Source organism: Bacillus sp. TH50, from assembly GCF_016650565.1.
Lineage (GTDB): Bacteria > Bacillota > Bacilli > Bacillales > Bacillaceae_G > Bacillus_A > Bacillus_A mycoides.
Window position 1 is genome coordinate 291383 of sequence record NZ_JAEKFM010000007.1, and the last position, 16145, is coordinate 307527.

The 16145-nt window shown below is 34.8% G+C and carries 13 protein-coding genes; 6 read left to right on the plus strand and 7 right to left on the minus strand.

Features of this window, described 5'->3' with window-relative positions:
* Positions 1 to 235 precede the first annotated feature (235 nt).
* The gene (locus JFU23_RS18590) at positions 236 to 760 is read right to left on the minus strand and encodes a DUF4871 domain-containing protein (protein WP_002167075.1); all 525 of its coding nucleotides are present in this window, start codon (positions 758 to 760) and stop codon (positions 236 to 238) included.
* A 115-nt stretch (positions 761 to 875) separates the two neighbouring features.
* The gene (locus tag JFU23_RS18595) at positions 876 to 1802 is read right to left on the minus strand and encodes a DMT family transporter (RefSeq protein WP_002091048.1); all 927 of its coding nucleotides are present in this window, start codon (positions 1800 to 1802) and stop codon (positions 876 to 878) included.
* A gap of 120 nt (positions 1803 to 1922) precedes the next feature.
* Here JFU23_RS18595 and pdxR point away from each other — a divergent pair, with 120 nt between their 5' ends.
* Positions 1923 to 3323 carry a MocR-like pyridoxine biosynthesis transcription factor PdxR gene (pdxR, locus tag JFU23_RS18600; RefSeq protein ID WP_201032435.1) on the plus strand — a complete coding sequence of 467 codons (1401 nt, stop codon included), beginning with the start codon at positions 1923 to 1925 and terminating at the stop codon, positions 3321 to 3323.
* Between the two features lie 34 nt (positions 3324 to 3357).
* Here pdxR and JFU23_RS18605 read toward each other — a convergent pair whose 3' ends face one another.
* The 3 genes from JFU23_RS18605 to JFU23_RS18615 form a co-directional block, all read right to left on the minus strand.
* Complete coding sequence (locus tag JFU23_RS18605; RefSeq protein WP_002029700.1) at positions 3358 to 3870, minus strand: GNAT family N-acetyltransferase; 513 nt, start codon at positions 3868 to 3870, stop codon at positions 3358 to 3360.
* A 146-nt stretch (positions 3871 to 4016) separates the two neighbouring features.
* The gene (locus tag JFU23_RS18610; protein ID WP_201032436.1) at positions 4017 to 5480 is read right to left on the minus strand and encodes a HAMP domain-containing sensor histidine kinase; all 1464 of its coding nucleotides are present in this window, start codon (positions 5478 to 5480) and stop codon (positions 4017 to 4019) included.
* A gap of 77 nt (positions 5481 to 5557) precedes the next feature.
* A complete protein-coding gene (locus JFU23_RS18615) occupies positions 5558 to 6229 on the minus strand; it encodes a response regulator transcription factor (RefSeq protein ID WP_016126538.1) in 672 nt (223 codons plus the stop codon).
* A gap of 329 nt (positions 6230 to 6558) precedes the next feature.
* Between JFU23_RS18615 and JFU23_RS30950 the strand changes: the two genes are divergently transcribed.
* Positions 6559 to 6681 carry a hypothetical protein gene (locus JFU23_RS30950; RefSeq protein WP_002113959.1) on the plus strand — a complete coding sequence of 41 codons (123 nt, stop codon included), beginning with the start codon at positions 6559 to 6561 and terminating at the stop codon, positions 6679 to 6681.
* A 361-nt stretch (positions 6682 to 7042) separates the two neighbouring features.
* On the opposite strand, the gene JFU23_RS18620 is transcribed toward JFU23_RS30950, so the two are convergent.
* The gene (locus tag JFU23_RS18620; RefSeq protein WP_000405886.1) at positions 7043 to 7549 is read right to left on the minus strand and encodes a GNAT family N-acetyltransferase; all 507 of its coding nucleotides are present in this window, start codon (positions 7547 to 7549) and stop codon (positions 7043 to 7045) included.
* A 442-nt stretch (positions 7550 to 7991) separates the two neighbouring features.
* Complete coding sequence (gene fdhD / locus JFU23_RS18625; protein ID WP_137059776.1) at positions 7992 to 8798, minus strand: formate dehydrogenase accessory sulfurtransferase FdhD; 807 nt, start codon at positions 8796 to 8798, stop codon at positions 7992 to 7994.
* A 295-nt stretch (positions 8799 to 9093) separates the two neighbouring features.
* Between fdhD and fdhF the strand changes: the two genes are divergently transcribed.
* The 4 genes from fdhF (at position 9094) to ald (ending at position 16062) form a co-directional block, all read left to right on the plus strand.
* Positions 9094 to 12036, plus strand: coding sequence for a formate dehydrogenase subunit alpha (fdhF, locus tag JFU23_RS18630; RefSeq protein WP_201032437.1), 2943 nt, complete (start codon positions 9094 to 9096; stop codon positions 12034 to 12036).
* Positions 12037 to 12048: 12 nt separating this feature from the next.
* Positions 12049 to 12531, plus strand: coding sequence for a helical membrane plugin domain-containing protein (locus JFU23_RS18635; protein WP_085309041.1), 483 nt, complete (start codon positions 12049 to 12051; stop codon positions 12529 to 12531).
* A gap of 155 nt (positions 12532 to 12686) precedes the next feature.
* Entirely contained in the window at positions 12687 to 14558 is a 1872-nt protein-coding gene (locus JFU23_RS18640) for a glycerophosphoryl diester phosphodiesterase membrane domain-containing protein (protein WP_201032438.1), read from the plus strand.
* Between the two features lie 370 nt (positions 14559 to 14928).
* Positions 14929 to 16062, plus strand: a complete 1134-nt coding sequence (gene ald / locus JFU23_RS18645; protein ID WP_201032439.1) for an alanine dehydrogenase — start codon at positions 14929 to 14931, stop codon at positions 16060 to 16062.
* The last annotated feature ends 83 nt before the right edge of the window (positions 16063 to 16145 follow it).

The window sequence follows — 16145 nt, forward strand, 5'->3', positions numbered from 1 at the left end:
AAGAAGTGTAAATTTATTCAAGCCCCTTTCATTATTTATTTAATTCCATTGCAACTTGTTTACCATTTATTAAAACCTCAGTTACTGCTACGATCACTTCTATCATTTTTTTCATCTCTCATCTCTCCTTGCGTCATTTCTTACTTTAAGTATAAGAGAAGAGAGATAATCCATCTATCGAAGTACGTGACGTAGAAATTACATTGTTGTAAGGAAGTGTTTCAGTTTTGTCACTTTATTCGGCATTGATTACAAATTGATCATAATATCTTTCATTCACATATATGTTTAATACCCATAATCCAGATGAAGGTAGTGACATTACGAGAGGGAGTTCCTTTACGGTTGTATCGACTGTATTTGAAGTAGTCCAAGTTTGTTTGGAGGTTTCTTTTTGAAAGAGTACTGGTGTTGGAGTTGTAGTTCCTTGTTTTAACGCGATAATAGATAGTTTTCCAGTTGGCATTTCAGGATCCAGGAAGAACCACATTATTTCATTTTGCTCATTTGCGATAATAGAGCTATCAGCCATTGCAATTTTTCTTTCAATGCCTTTTAACGGTATTTTTCCTTCTACGAATGATGGTGCTTCTTCCCAATTTACATCTTTTAAGACACTAAGGTGAAAAAAGGAAGGTGCGTTAATTTGAGAGGATGATGTTTCTAGTACTTCTTTTTTAGGTACATTTGAATCGGGTTGCATTTGCGCGCAGCCAGTAATGAGGAAGGAGAAAAGTAGCATAGTTCCGATTTTTTTCATGGTGCCACACTCCTAATTTTTATTGTTAGTGTAATTGTATTTGCTAGCAGGCGGGACAATTCCTTTAAATCATAAAAAGAGGTCGTAAGTTTTGTACGACCTCTTTTGACATTTTCTATATTTGTTCAGTTGAAAAGGTTGGTTCTCTCTCTTTTTGAGGCATTGTTAAGAAAATAACAGAAAGAACAATACATACTCCGCCTAATAATTGATATGCTCCAAAAGACTCATTAAGCCAAGCGATTGAAACGATGGCAGCTACAAGTGGTTCAATGCTAGATAAAATACTTGTTTCTGTTGCTGCTAAATATTTAAGACTACCGATATAAAGAAGGAAAGAAAGAGTGCCGCTTATAATGATAAGAATAAGCATAGAAAAAGTTTGAAGTGTGAAAGTTTGCGAAATCTGATTCCATCCAAAAGAACGATTACAAATAAGCAGTGCAATCCCTCCAATTGACATCCCCCAACCAATTACTACAGTTGTTCCGCATTCTTTAATGAGAGAAGCTGGATGAAGGGTATAAAATGCAAATCCTATTGCCGTTAATAGTCCGAAAATAATGGCTGCTTTAGATAAAACAATATTTTCGATTGAGCCATTTGTAATAATAAAGTATGTTCCTGTTAGCGCAGTTATAATTGCGAGTATTTGCATAGAAGCAGGGAATTTTCTTTGCTCAAATGCAACATACATTGTAATAAGAACAGGGCCTAGAAATTGAAAGAGTGTTGCTGTGACCGCATTACTAATATGAACTGTTTCGATAAAAGCGTACTGCGCACCAAGCATGCCAAGAATAGAGAAAATAATAAGCTGTATAGAATGTCTAGGGTGTTTCCAAATTTGAAATATGTTTTGTTTCTTTATTAGTAAGAAAGACAAAATAAATATTCCTGCAAGCAACAAGCGAATTGTTAAAAAATCAAGTGATGATACGTTAGTATGTTGAAATAGCCATTGAATCATCGGTCCAGATAATCCCCATAATGTGGCTCCTGTAATAATCATAATGAGTCCGATACGTCTACTTTTGTTCATGATCATGCATCTCCTCTTTAGTATTTGATTTTTTATATGTGACATGATAAAAGGAATTATATATAAAATCTGGTACTGTAAAAAGTATCAGATTTTAGTTTTATTAAGGGGTCAGATATTATGTTAGAATTAACGCCTAATTTAAATATGAATAGTAAGAAGGCATTGTATGTGCAGTTGTATGAGTATATAAAAAAAGAAATTAAAGATGGAACGATTCCGGCTTTTACGAAATTACCGGCTAAGAGGAAGCTAGCAACATATTTACAAGTAAGTAAAAATACAGTAGAGGCAGCTTATGAGCAACTTCTTGCCGAAGGATATATTGAGTCGATTTCTAGAAAAGGTTATTTTGTATGTGAAATCGAGCAAATGATTCATGCGGAAGGTAGCGAAGAGGTAATAGGGGAAGTACCTTTTCAAGAGCAGGTGTATAAATTTGACTTCACTCAAACGGGTGTGGATACTAGCACTTTTCCGTTTCATGTATATCGAAAAATTACGAACGAGGTATGGCAATTTGAAAATAAAGATTTACTTTTTATTGGACATCCGCAAGGGGAGGTAAGTTTACGAGAAGCAATCGCGAGCTATTTGTATGAATCTAGAGGTGTGCGATGTTCGGCTAGTCAAATTGTAATCGGAGCTGGTACGCAAATATTAGTGAAGTTGTTATTTCAATTGTTAAAAGGAAGTGGTTATGCAGTTGAAAATCCAGGCTACCACCGAAAGATGGTTGTTTTCGAGCAGGGTGAACAAAATGTTCAAATGTTATCTTTAGATAAAGATGGTATTTGTATTTCAGAGTTAGAAAATAGTTCAGCTAATATTGTGTTTGTTACACCTTCTCATCAGTTTCCATATGGGATGATTATGCCTATCACGAGAAGGATGCAGCTTTTACAATGGGCGAAGAAAGAAGAAGGTAGGTATATTGTTGAAGATGATTACGATAGTGAATTTCGTTATTCGGGAAAACCTATACCGGCACTGCAAGGGTTAGATACAGACGGGAAAGTTATTTATATGGGGACGCTATCTAAAGCATTGTTGCCATCATTACGGATGAGCTATATGGTGTTACCAAAGAAATTGATTGAAAAGTATCAACAACAATATTTATTTTACACACAAAGCGTTTCAAGAATGGATCAAGAGATCATTAGGAAATTTTTAAATGACGGGCATTGGGAAAAACATATTCATAAAATGCGTGTTGTGTACCGAAAGAAGAGAGACCGTCTTGTTTCGGTATTAGAAAAATATTTTTCTAATCGCATTGAAGTAATAGGGGAAGATTCCGGCCTACATATTTTATTAAAAGTGCATAATGGGATGGAAGAGAAAGAATTAATGGAAGCTGCAGCTGAAAGGAGTATTAAAGTGTATCCTGCTTCGATATATTATAAGGAAGGGACTTCTCCCAAAAGTACAGTATTGCTTGGATTTGCGACTTTATTAGAGGAAGAAATTGAAGAGGCCATTCAATTATTATATACAGCATGGTTTACAAGAAAGTAAAAAAACATCCTCATAAATGGAGGATGTTTTTTTATTACTTTTCTTCATCTAGGAAAAGAACCATATGCTCTTCATCCCAATATTGTCCGTTATATTTTAATGAACGTTCTTGCACGCCAAACGTTTTAAAGCCTAATGACTCATAAAGTTTTTTTGCACCATCGTTTCCGACAACAACATCAAGCATAACTTGCTCTACTTCTAAAGATTTAGCAAGCTCAAGACATTCTTTAATAAGTGCTTTTCCCGCTCCAAGTCCGCGTGCTTTTGGAGACACGTATACTGAACCGATTTTTGCTTTATGTTCTTGTTTTACATATGGTTTCGTTTCCAGTGTTGCAACTCCGATTAAAGTGCCATCTTTAAATGCACCTAGTGTATAGTTCTCATCTTGTGCTAATTTTTGGGCTTTATATTCAATAGCACACTCTTTATTAATAATATCTTCATAAGAAGAGCTGAAAGCTTCCGGATTTTGTTTTAATCCTTCTACTCGAAGTTCTAAGTAAATTTCTGCTTCGTCTTTTGTTAATACATGGATATCCAATTGTATCACCCTCCAAATCTTTGACAGTTATACCTATATTTTATATTGAAATAAGAATAATTTCAAAAGCTTAGCTTATAATAGTTGGTTTTATAAATAAAATAGCACCAGTAGTGTTGACTACTACTGGTGATTTCACGCATATATTATACAAATGGCAATTCAATTATAAATTCTGTTCCGACTTCTAATTCGCTTTTAACTTCAATAGAACCATTATGAAGTTCTACAATTTCTTTTGCAACAGCCAGTCCGATACCTTTTCCACCTGTAGCTCGTGTTCTGGATTTATCGACACGGTAAAAGCGATCAAAAACATGTGGGATATCTTCTTTTGGAATACCTTCACCTTCATCTTGTACACTTATTGTAAAAGTATTTGCACTGGTTAGTACACGTATTATTATAGAAGTGTTTTCTGGTGAATGTTGATAAGCATTGTGTAATAAATTTAACATAACTTGTTCCATACGTCTTTCGTCTATGCAAACTTCTAAATCATCTTTGCAATGTACATGGAGTTGCATTTGTTTGTTTGTTAATGTTGTTTTTGTTTTTTCAACCATTCGTTCTAAAAATGGTTTAAGAATTACTTTTTGTTTTTTTATAACAAACTGGTGTTGCTCTAATTGGACAAGCATAAATAAATCTTGTACGAGATCGGTTACACTATCCGTTTCGTCTTCAATGATTTGTAAGTATTCTTCACGTTCTTCTTTCGTTAGAGAATCTCTTTTTGCTACCTTTGCATAACCTTTCATATAGGTTAATGGAGTTAGTAATTCATGCGCTACACTAGCGAGAAATTCGTTTCGTTCTTTTTTCATATACGTAAGTTCACTAGATAAATCTTCAATCGTTTTTGCTAAGCTTCCAAGTTCATCATTTCGTTTAATTCCTAATTGAATCGGCTTATTTAATTTTGACATTTTTTCTGTCGCCCGCTTCATTTTTATAAGCGGTTCTGTAATAACACGAGAAAAAACAAAGACAGAAATAGTAGTTAAAATAATTGTCAAAACACTAATGATAAGAAATTGATTCATGAGTTTAAGTAACATATTTTCTAAGAAAGATGTCTTTAATAACATATATAACTTACCTTGAAATCCTTGAATTTCCAGCGGGCTTACTGTTGAGATGAATTTTGATTTTTTCCAGTTTTTTTCAACGATTAATCCACCTTCTGGGATAGTCTCTGTTTTACAAGTAAGTTGTTTTTGCATTTCTTTCGTTACGGGTTCTGAGGTAGAAATAATTTTGCCGTTATTGTCTGTTATAATGATAGCTATATCAGAGTTAGCAATTAATTCTGATTCAACTAATTGTTCAGCCTCAGTGTTGATATCAAACTCGGGGTACACAGCACGTTTAGGCCGTTTACTGTGTTCAGCGCTTTCTGTGAGTTGCCTTTCTTTAGAATATGCACCCCACTTTGCGCGGTTTTTAATCATTTTACTATAGCGATTTCCTTTCTCTAAAAGAGCAAGAGTTTCCTCTTCAATGCGTATGTTTGAAAGGTTCTTATAAAAAGATACGAAGGCAATTGTTTCAATACATAAAGCTAATATTAAAAAGTATGTCCCAACTTTAAGGGAAAGTTTGCTCATTTTCTCACCATACCTTATTTCATATAGAGTGAAACTTTAATCAGTGGGGTTTTATCCATCCCCACTGATTAAAGTAATTATTCACTTTTCCATTTATATCCGACTTTATAGACAGTTTCTAAGTAATCTTCAACTGGAAATCCTTTTTTGCGTAACTTATCCCGTATATTACGAATATGTGAATCGATAGTTCTGTATTCGATGTCTGTTTGATAGCCCCAAATTTTTTCAATTAAATCATCACGGCTGTAAGCACGGTTTGTATTTTGTAAAAAGAGTCCAAGTAACGAGAATTCAATAGGAGTTAGTGAGATTCTTTCACCATAAACTGTAACAGTATGTTTCGTTTTATCCCACTCAATACCATTGAAGCTAACAAATCCGTCTTTCTTCGTACGGCGTAATATGGCCTCGATTCGCGCGACTAATACATGCTCATCGAATGGTTTTGTAATGTAGTCATCTGCTCCCATAGTCAGACCTTTGACCATATCATAATTTTGGTTGCGAGCTGTTAGCATAATAATTGGAACGTTGGAAATTTGACGGATTTGATAGCAAGTATCCCACCCATCCATATTCGGCATCATAACATCTAATAAAATAATATCGAAGTCCTTCTGTTCGATTAATTCTAGTGCTTCAAGGCCAGAAGTAGCTTTCATACAAAAATAGCCGCGAGGGCTTAAGAACAAATCTAATAATCGTAACATACGTTCTTCATCGTCTACTAATAAAATTTTCACCATAATCTTGTGCACCCCAAACTATTCATTCTACTTGTATAGTTTACATGAAAATAATAAAAAACTCTTTTTATGTGATTGAATGGATGGCTGATTTTTTCGATCTGGGCAATTGACATAAAAAATGCACTAGTTTTGCACAACTATTTTTTATAATAGAAAACGTAGCGACACAAATACCCTATGTTGCGACATAACGTCATGTCATTTTATTTATAAAATGACAATTCCATTCTATTGTGTATGTGAGATAGAGAGGGTTTTCGTATTCACCTCGCATCGGATAAGAAAAATTTCCTATCTCACACTTTTTTTTAAAGGGGATTGTACACATGAGTAAAAAAGTAGAGCATTTACAAAAAGAAAAGCAAGATCGTAATGCGATTGTAATGTGTGTTGCGGTATCTATGCTTATTATGATAAGTTGTGTAAATAAATTTTTCGGGATTTTATAATAGAAAAAAGCTTATTGCTTCTTAAGAAGCAATAAGCTTTTTTAATGTGTTCTATATAATAAACCAGGGTAGAATTGCCAGTCCAGAAGTTACAATTGCTGTAGCAAATATTAAAAAGATAGCTTGTTTGTTTTGTTTCATGTTACATTCTCCTCTACATATCAATTGCTTGCTATACGTTTACTTAATAATTAGCGGGAGATGGATCCTCCTCGCTGAGTAAAGTTTCACTTTATATTTTTAGTATAACGAATGGAAAGGATTGGAACGATCGATAAAGGTGACATGAAGATTACATTGTTGTAATGAAAAAAGCATCTTAATTAATAAGAAGATGCTTTTGAAAAATTATATTGAAATGTTAATTATTTAAGAATAAAACCATATGCTCTTCGTCCCAATATTGGCCATTATGTTTTAAGGACCGTTCTTGCACGCCGTAAGTTTGGAAGCCGAGGGACTCATATAATTTTTTTGCAGCAGTGTTATCAGCAACAACATCAAGCATGAGCTGTTCTACATGTAATTTATCGGCATTTTCAATAATCGCTTTAATTAAAGCTCGTCCTGCACCGAGACCACGCGCTTTTGGAGAAACAAAAACGGAGCCAATTTTTGCCTTATGCTCTTGCTTAATAAATGGCTTTGTTTCTAGAGTAGCAATACCGACTAAATCATTATCTTTGAAGACACCTAGAGTATACTTATCCGGATTACTTAATCGCTTTGCCATAGCAGCGACAGGGTTTTCATGTTTAAGAACATCTTCATAAGAAGAGCTAAAAGCCTCAGGGTTTTTCGTTAAACCTTCCATACAAACTTTCAAATAAATTTCTGCGTCCTCTGTTGTTAATAAGCGAATTTCCATAGTTGTAACCTCCTAGATTGATTCAAATTTAATTCATTAACTTTGTAAGATTAAGTTTAGTTAAATGTATTCTGTGACTATTCTTTCTTAATTTGTAAAAGAATGAAAAGATTATGCTACTATGTTTTTATTTTATCCCGCTATTTGTGGGCAGTAAAACTCCTACCCCAAAATTCGGCTGTAGCAAAGAAGTTAGGTGGGAGATCAACTGCCCGTAAAAGCCTTCACTTTATGTAATGAAATTATATATTAACTTTATTAACTATTCAAGGTTTTAATATGTTACATTTTTATAACTAAAATCCCCGCTTTGTAAAGGAGTCATTTTTATCCAACTATTCGTGGGAGTCGGATTGCCCGTAAAAGCCCGATTGGTTGGGCTAATAATCAGTGGGGAGGGAAAAACCCTCCACTGATTAAATTTTCACTTTCTTTTACGTATTCAATCGTTTATTTTGTAGCCATCGATTCGTTCTGGATGTGTATAAATATTGCAAGATCCATTTCGAATAAATCCTACTACGGTAATACCTAAATCGTGGGCGAGTTGCAGAGCTAGTTTAGTTGGAGCTGATTTAGATAGAACAATTTCGCAACCTATTTTTGAAACCTTTAACAAAATTTCAGATGAGATGCGTCCGCTAAATGCAATGATTTTTCCTTGAACAGATATATTGTTTCGTAAACAGTGACCGTATATTTTATCTAGCGCATTATGTCTTCCGATATCCATTCTTGATAAAAGAATGTTATTTCGATCACATAAAGCGGTATTATGCACACCACCCGTTTGGCGAAATGTAGTTGAAGATTGTTGTAAGGAAGTCATTAGGTGAAAACATTCTTCCGGAGTAATAGTTATATGTATATCATGTAATTTTTTTGCTTTTGCTGCATCGTTGATGAAAACAAAACCTTGTCTACTTTTCCCGCAACAAGAAGTTACGTACCGTTTATTATATAAAGTTTGATAGAGTGGATTAATTTTTGATGATTTTACATGGACAATTCCGTTTTCTTTTTGGATCCATAATTCTTCAATATCTTTATAAGAAGAAATAATTCCTTCAGAAATTAAAAAACCGATTACCATATCTTCAATGTAATTAGGAGTGCATACAACTGTTACGTATTCTTCGCTATTTAATTTAATTGTAATGGGAGATTCCGTAACAACCTCATCGGTTTGTTTTGAAAATGTACCAGATTGATAACGTACAATTGTATATGTTTCTTGAATAGGCCCCATATTAAATTCCCCTTTATATGTATTTTTCTCCATATTTATCATAAAACATCGAAAAAACAAAAGCATCTACTAACAAGAAGATGGCAGATTATTTTGGTTATTATTGTATATGTACGATATAATAGATTTGTAGAATAGCGACATTTTCAAGCTTTCGTAGTTATACCTTATAACATCTAGAATCGACTTCCAAAGGAAAGTATTTCAACAGGGCGCTTCAAAAATATGTACAACACAATTATGAAAACGGATTCATAATTGTGTTGTACAGTTAGTTGTAAGGAGAGGGGAAACTATGACAGAACAGACAGTCCGTGTAACCGTTGATGGTAAAGAATTTTTCGTATCAGGTGAAAAGACGATACTCCAATTGTTTAACGAAAGTAATTTAGAACATCCTCAAATTTGTCATGTACCAGAGGTAGATCCTATTCAAACTTGTGATACATGTATTGTAGAAGTGAATGGAAGTTTACTACGTGCCTGTTCGACGAAGTTGGAAGATGGCATGCATATTGAGAGGCAATCGGAACGTGCAAAGGAAGCACAAACTGAAGCGATGGATCGAATATTAGAGAATCATTTATTGTATTGTACAGTATGTGATAACAATAATGGTAACTGTAAAGTCCATAATACAGTACATATGATGGAGATTGAAGAACAGAAATATCCATATGAACCGAAAGTAAGTGCATGCGAAGTGGATACGTCGCATCCATTCTATCGATACGATCCAAATCAATGTATTGCTTGTGGGCAGTGTGTAGAAGTATGCCAAAATTTACAAGTAAATGAAACTTTATCGATTGATTGGAGTTTAGACCGTCCACGTGTTATTTGGGACAATGGTGTGAGTATAAATGAATCGTCTTGTGTTAGCTGTGGGCAATGTGTAACAGTTTGTCCTTGTAATGCATTAATGGAAAAAACGATGCTAGGAGAAGCTGGATTTATGACTGGTTTAAAACCAGATGTGCTAAATCCAATGATTGATTTTGTAAAAGATGTAGAGCCTGGATATAGCAGTATTTTAGCAGTTTCAGAAGTAGAGTCCGCGATGCGTAAGACGAAAATTAATAAGACAAAAACAGTTTGTACATTTTGTGGTGTAGGTTGTTCATTTGAAGTATGGACGAAAGATCGACAAATTTTAAAAGTGCAACCTGTTTCAGATGCACCGGTTAATGGTATTTCCACATGTGTAAAAGGCAAATTTGGATGGGACTTTGTGAACAGTGAAGAGCGTATTACAAAGCCGTTAATTCGCCAAGGGGATATGTTTGTTGAGGCTTCATGGGAAGAGGCTCTTGAAGTTGTTGCATCTAATATGCAACATATTAAATCAGAATATGGTAGCGATGCGTTTGGGTTTATTTCTTCTTCGAAAGTAACAAATGAAGAAAACTATCTTATGCAAAAACTAGCTCGTCAAATATATGGAACAAATAATGTAGATAACTGTTCCCGTTATTGCCAATCTCCAGCAACAGACGGTTTATTTAAAACTGTCGGTATGGGCGGAGATGCTGGAACAGTGAAAGATATTGCTGAGGCAGGTCTTGTTATTATTGTTGGTGCAAATCCAACAGAAGGACATCCTGTACTTGCAACTAGAGTGAAACGTGCGCATAAATTACATGAACAAAAACTGATTGTCGCAGACCTTCGTAAACATGAAATGGCGGAGCGTGCTGATATATTTGTTCACCCGAGTCAAGGAACGGATTATGTATGGCTTGCTGGGATAACGAAATACATTATTGATCAAGAATGGCACGATAAAAAGTTCATAGCTGAAAATGTAAAGAACTTTGATGAATATAGCAAAATGCTAGAAAAATATACGCTTGATTATACTGAGGGAATTACAGGGATTTCTAAAGCTCAGTTAAAAGAAATGGCTCGTATGGTATATGAAGCAGATGGTACTTGTGTACTTTGGGGAATGGGTGTAACTCAAAATACAGGAGGAAGTACAACGTCAGCAGCAATTTCAAACTTACTTCTCGTTACAGGTAACTACCGTCGTCCTGGTGCCGGTGCGTATCCGTTACGCGGGCATAATAACGTACAAGGTGCTTGTGATATGGCGACATTACCGAACTGGCTTCCGGGTTACCAAGCTGTTTCAGATGATGTGCATCGTGCGAAATTTGAAAAAGCATACGGTACTACCATTCCGAAAGAACCGGGATTAAATAATATCGCAATGTTACTTGCGGCCGAAGAAGGAAAACTGCGTGGTATGTATGTTATGGGAGAAGAAATGGCTTTAGTAGATTCAAATGCCAACCATGTACAACATATTTTAGCGAATTTAGACTTCCTTGTTGTTCAAGATATGTTCTTATCGAAAACAGCTCGTTTCGCCGATGTTATTTTACCAGCAGCACCAAGCTTAGAAAAAGAAGGAACGTTTACGAATACAGAGCGCCGTATTCAAAGATTATATGAAGTATTGAAACCGCTTGGTGATTCAAAACCAGATTGGTGGATTTTACAAAAAGTAGCTCGTGCACTGGGCGGAGACTGGAATTATGGAAGTCCAAGTGAAATTATGGACGAAATTGCATCGCTTGCACCGTTATACTCTCAAGCGACGTACGACCGTCTAGAAGGCTGGAATAGTTTATGTTGGGGTAGCCATGATGGTAGTGATACACCATTATTATATGTAGATGGATTTAACTTCCCAGACAAACTAGCACGTTTATCACTAGATGAATGGGTTCCGCCAGTTGTAGCACCAGATGAGTATGATTTACTATTAAATAATGGCCGTATGCTAGAGCATTTCCATGAAGGGAATATGACGAATAAGTCGGCTGGTATTTTATCTAAAGTGTCTGAAGTATTTGTTGAAATTTCACCTGAACTTGCTAAAGAACGCAATGTGAAAGATGGTGGTCTTGTAGAGTTAGCATCGCCATTTGGAAAGATCAAAGTACAAGCGCTTGTTACAGATCGTGTAACTGGAAATGAGTTATATTTGCCGATGCATGCGACAGTAAATGAAGAGGCAATCAATATTTTAACAGGAACAGCAACAGATATTTATACGTGTACACCAGCTTATAAACAAACAATGGTGAAACTGCGTGTATTACGTGAAAAAGGAAATCGTCCGTTACCATCTTCAAACCCGAGAGATAAAAAACGTCATCCGCAAAATGGTGTTGAAATCGAGAAAAAGTGGCAAAGAAAACAATACGTAGCACTTGTGGACCAGAATTAGGGGGCGGAGATCATGGCAAAAGAGATTACTTTAATTAAAAAGAAGGTTGTAACAGAAGAAGAAAAGAAACAGCAAGTAACAGATGAGTTGTTAAATGATCTAGCTGAAAATAGAGAAGCAGTAGAAGAGACGATGCAGCTATTAGCGCAGTTGCAAAAAGCTGGGATTTTGGATGCAGCAATTAGTTTACTTGCTGCAAAAGAAGATGTTTCCAAAATAGCTGTTGAACAATTGAATCGTGAACCAGTAAAAAACGCATTAAACAATATGATGGGGGCAGGAGAGGCATTATCTTCAGTGGACCCAGAAATAACGAAACAAATAACATCTAGTTTAGTCACTGGATTACAATTTGCAACAGAGGAATTAAATAGTGGCAAAAAAACAAAAGTGATGGATTTCTTTAAAGTGTTAAAAGATCCAGATATCAACAGGGCGATTACATTTGGTTTTAGTTTCTTAAAAGCATTTGGACAAGGACTAGAGAAAAAATAGAGCGAGTGAAAAAAGTGATGGGATTAGCCATCACTTTTTTCATTATATGTATAAGAGTGTTCATGTTAAGCGGAATATATTATTATTAAAAAGATGGATTGAAATTGGAAATGTGGAATCCATCTCAAATATCGTTTTAGAATGTGGAGGAATATATGCAACACCGTAAAAGACTATCTATACCAGGAGTAATGGGACATTCCTTTCAAACAGTTAGATTTGCTTTTTGGAATGTATTAACCTTTCAACTTACTTATAAATTATTAGCAGCGATTGTATTTGTCCCGCTATTTGGGATCATTTTTAATAAGTTATTGTATTTTGGTGGTTATGCAAATGCGACGAATGATGAATTATTAGCGTTTTTAAAGACACCATACGGCATTTTGGCAATCGTAATTTTATCATTGTTAGCACTGTTTCTTATCTTTACGGAATTTGCGGTGCTTATTATCATTTCGTACTTCGCTCATAAAAGACAAAAGGTGAAATTACGTCCGATTTTATATAAAACCGTAACGTATTTACCTACTCTTTTCACATATTGCTTACCAGGATTTATTTTATATGCTGTCGTATTGTTACCTCTTTTAAATCTTGGATATGAAACGGCATTAATTCCGCAAATTCAAATTCCTAACTTTATTACAGGAGAACTGTTTAAGACAACGATGGGACAAGTTGGTTATTACACGTTCTTTGCTGTAGTTGCGTATTTGAACCTTCGCTGGATTTTTGTTCTACCTATTGTTGTTTTAGAGCAAAAGCCGTTTCGCACAGCAGCACGTAAAAGTGCAACGTTAGTAAAAGAAAGTTTTTTTAAAGTACTATTCTTTTTAGTAGGATTTTTTATTTCAATAGGGATTGTGTACGGTGTATTTTTTGGAATGTATTTATTGTGTCTATGGGGCATGTATGAATTTACAAATCCACAGGGAACATTTGCATTATTAGCAGAATCAACAATGTCTGTATTTTTAACGAGTACATTGTATTTATTTAGTTTTATCGTGACGCCATTTTATATTATGGCAATAACACGATTGTATTTACAAAAGGTTCCGGTTGAAGATGTTTTATTAGAAGAAGGATTAGATTATTCGAAAACAAAAGCAGATAAATGTTTCTTCCAAAAACATCGTTGGAAATTTATTGGTGTATATATTGTAGGAATTATTACTGCCGGAATGGTCGTTGCCTTCATTGTAACGTTTATTTCAAATTCATATAAAGAACCAATTATTATGGCTCATCGTGGTTATATTTCAAAAGGTGTAGAGAATACGAAAGAAGCTCTGCAGGGGGCTATTGATGCCAAAGCAGACTACGCTGAAATTGATGTACTGCAAACAAAAGACGGTGAACTAGCAGTTATACATGATTTGAAGCTAAAACGTCTTGCGAATGCTAATGTTCACGTGTCAGATTTAACGATGGAGGAGTTAAGACAGCTTACCCTTAGTCAAGATGGGTTTTCAGGACAAATAAGTACACTTGATGAGATCATTAAGCTGGCAAAAGGAAAAATCAAACTTAATATTGAAGTGAAGCTCCATGGTGGCGAAAAAGATTTCGTAAACAAAGTATTAAAAGCGATTAAAGATAATGAATTTGAGAAGCAATGTGTCATTCAAACGTTACACTATCCGCTTATTAAAGAGTTTAAACGTGCAAATCCAAATATAAAAGTAGGATACATACTGTATGCGAGTAGAGCTAACTTAAAGAATGTGAAGGCTGATTTTTATGTAGCAGAAGAATACATGTTAAATAAGAAATTAGTAAAAGAAGCAAGGAAGCTAAACAAGCCAATTTACGTATGGACAGTAAATGATATGGAAAGTTTAAAGGCATATTATAAGTTAAACGTGGATGGTATCATTACCGATTATCCTGAAGACGCACGTGAAACAATTAAGATGTTAAAAGAGCAAGAAGATCGTGAAAGTGATATGTTTGATAAAATTACCGAGACGACAGAAGATCTATTTTCAAAGTTATTTATAAGTTATCCAGCTGCTGGCTAAATGCTAGTAGCTGTTTTTTTGTGAAAAGAATATATTTCTAAAGTATTGAACAAAGTAATAAGTGTATATGTATACGTCATTGCTTAGTTTTTTTACATTGTTACATTATTGTCAAATAATAAATAATTACTATGCATTTTGAATAGATATAATAGAAATAGAGTAATAGATGATGGAGTGGTACGGAGAACCCAATAAAATCAATGTTTTATATATTTACACTATTCTAAATATATAAACTTTAAAAAAAATAGTATGTTAGCGTTTTCATAACTTTTAAGTTATGCTAGAATAAGGACATAAGTTATTAATTATTTAAAAAAGAAAAAAGAATTCCTTTTTTCTGTTAATTATAAGGGGGCATTTCATTATGCGTATTGGGGTACCAGCAGAAATTAAAAACAACGAAAACCGTGTGGCAATGACACCAGCAGGTGTTGTACATTTAGTTCGTAACAATCACGAAGTATTCATTCAAAAGGACGCAGGTGTAGGATCTGGTTTCACAGATGCTCAGTATGTTGAAGCGGGAGCGAAAATTGTTGATACGGCTGGAGAAGCTTGGAACATGGAAATGGTTATGAAAGTTAAGGAACCAGTTGAAAGCGAATACAAACACTTCAGCGAAGGTTTAATCTTATTCACATACTTACACTTAGCTCCAGAACCAGAATTAACAAAAGCGTTAATTGAAAAGAAAGTTGTTGCTATCGCATATGAAACAGTACAATTAGAAAACCGTTCATTACCATTACTTGCACCTATGAGTGAAGTAGCTGGTCGTATGGCTGCACAAATCGGTGCGCAATTCCTTGAGAAAAACAAAGGCGGTAAAGGTATCTTACTTGCAGGTGTTCCAGGAGTTAAACGTGGTAAAGTAACAATTATCGGTGGTGGACAAGCTGGTACAAATGCTGCTAAAATTGCAGTTGGACTAGGTGCGGATGTAACAATCATCGACTTAAGTGCAGAACGTCTTCGTCAATTAGATGACATTTTCGGAAACCAAGTAAAAACTTTAATGTCTAATCCTTACAATATTGCAGAAGCTGTAAAAGAGTCTGATCTTGTAATCGGTGCAGTATTAATCCCAGGTGCAAAAGCGCCAAAACTTGTAACAGAAGAAATGATTAAATCAATGGAACAAGGTTCTGTTGTTGTAGATATCGCGATTGACCAAGGTGGTATTTTCGAAACAACTGACCGTATTACAACTCATGATAACCCAACTTATGAAAAACACGGCGTTGTTCACTATGCAGTTGCAAACATGCCAGGTGCGGTTCCACGTACATCAACTCTTGCATTAACAAACGTAACAGTACCATATGCAGTACAAATTGCTAACAAAGGCTACAAAGAAGCTTGCCTAGGCAACACTGCATTATTAAAAGGTATTAATACATTAGAAGGCTATGTAACATTCGAAGCAGTTGCAGAAGCTCACGGTGTAGAGTACAAAGGTGCTAAAGAATTATTAGAAGCAGAAACAGTATCTTGCTAATAGAAGCATTATACAAAACAAAATCGAACAATATATATAACAACATGATAAGAGCTAAGAGATAATACCTCTTAGCTCTTCTT

Excerpts from the sequence above, each read along its gene's own strand:
- JFU23_RS18590 (WP_002167075.1), bottom strand. The coding sequence starts at position 760 with ATGAAAAAAATCGGAACTATGCTACTTTTCTCCTTCCTCATTACTGGC.
- JFU23_RS18595 (WP_002091048.1), bottom strand. The coding sequence starts at position 1,802 with ATGAACAAAAGTAGACGTATCGGACTCATTATGATTATTACAGGAGCC.
- pdxR (WP_201032435.1), top strand. The coding sequence starts at position 1,923 with ATGTTAGAATTAACGCCTAATTTAAATATGAATAGTAAGAAGGCATTG.
- JFU23_RS18610 (WP_201032436.1), bottom strand. The coding sequence starts at position 5,480 with ATGAGCAAACTTTCCCTTAAAGTTGGGACATACTTTTTAATATTAGCT.
- JFU23_RS18615 (WP_016126538.1), bottom strand. The coding sequence starts at position 6,229 with ATGGTGAAAATTTTATTAGTAGACGATGAAGAACGTATGTTACGATTA.
- JFU23_RS30950 (WP_002113959.1), top strand. The coding sequence starts at position 6,559 with ATGAGTAAAAAAGTAGAGCATTTACAAAAAGAAAAGCAAGATCGTAAT.
- JFU23_RS18620 (WP_000405886.1), bottom strand. The coding sequence starts at position 7,549 with ATGGAAATTCGCTTATTAACAACAGAGGACGCAGAAATTTATTTGAAA.
- fdhD (WP_137059776.1), bottom strand. The coding sequence starts at position 8,798 with ATGGGGCCTATTCAAGAAACATATACAATTGTACGTTATCAATCTGGT.
- fdhF (WP_201032437.1), top strand. The coding sequence starts at position 9,094 with ATGACAGAACAGACAGTCCGTGTAACCGTTGATGGTAAAGAATTTTTC.
- JFU23_RS18635 (WP_085309041.1), top strand. The coding sequence starts at position 12,049 with ATGGCAAAAGAGATTACTTTAATTAAAAAGAAGGTTGTAACAGAAGAA.
- JFU23_RS18640 (WP_201032438.1), top strand. The coding sequence starts at position 12,687 with ATGCAACACCGTAAAAGACTATCTATACCAGGAGTAATGGGACATTCC.
- ald (WP_201032439.1), top strand. The coding sequence starts at position 14,929 with ATGCGTATTGGGGTACCAGCAGAAATTAAAAACAACGAAAACCGTGTG.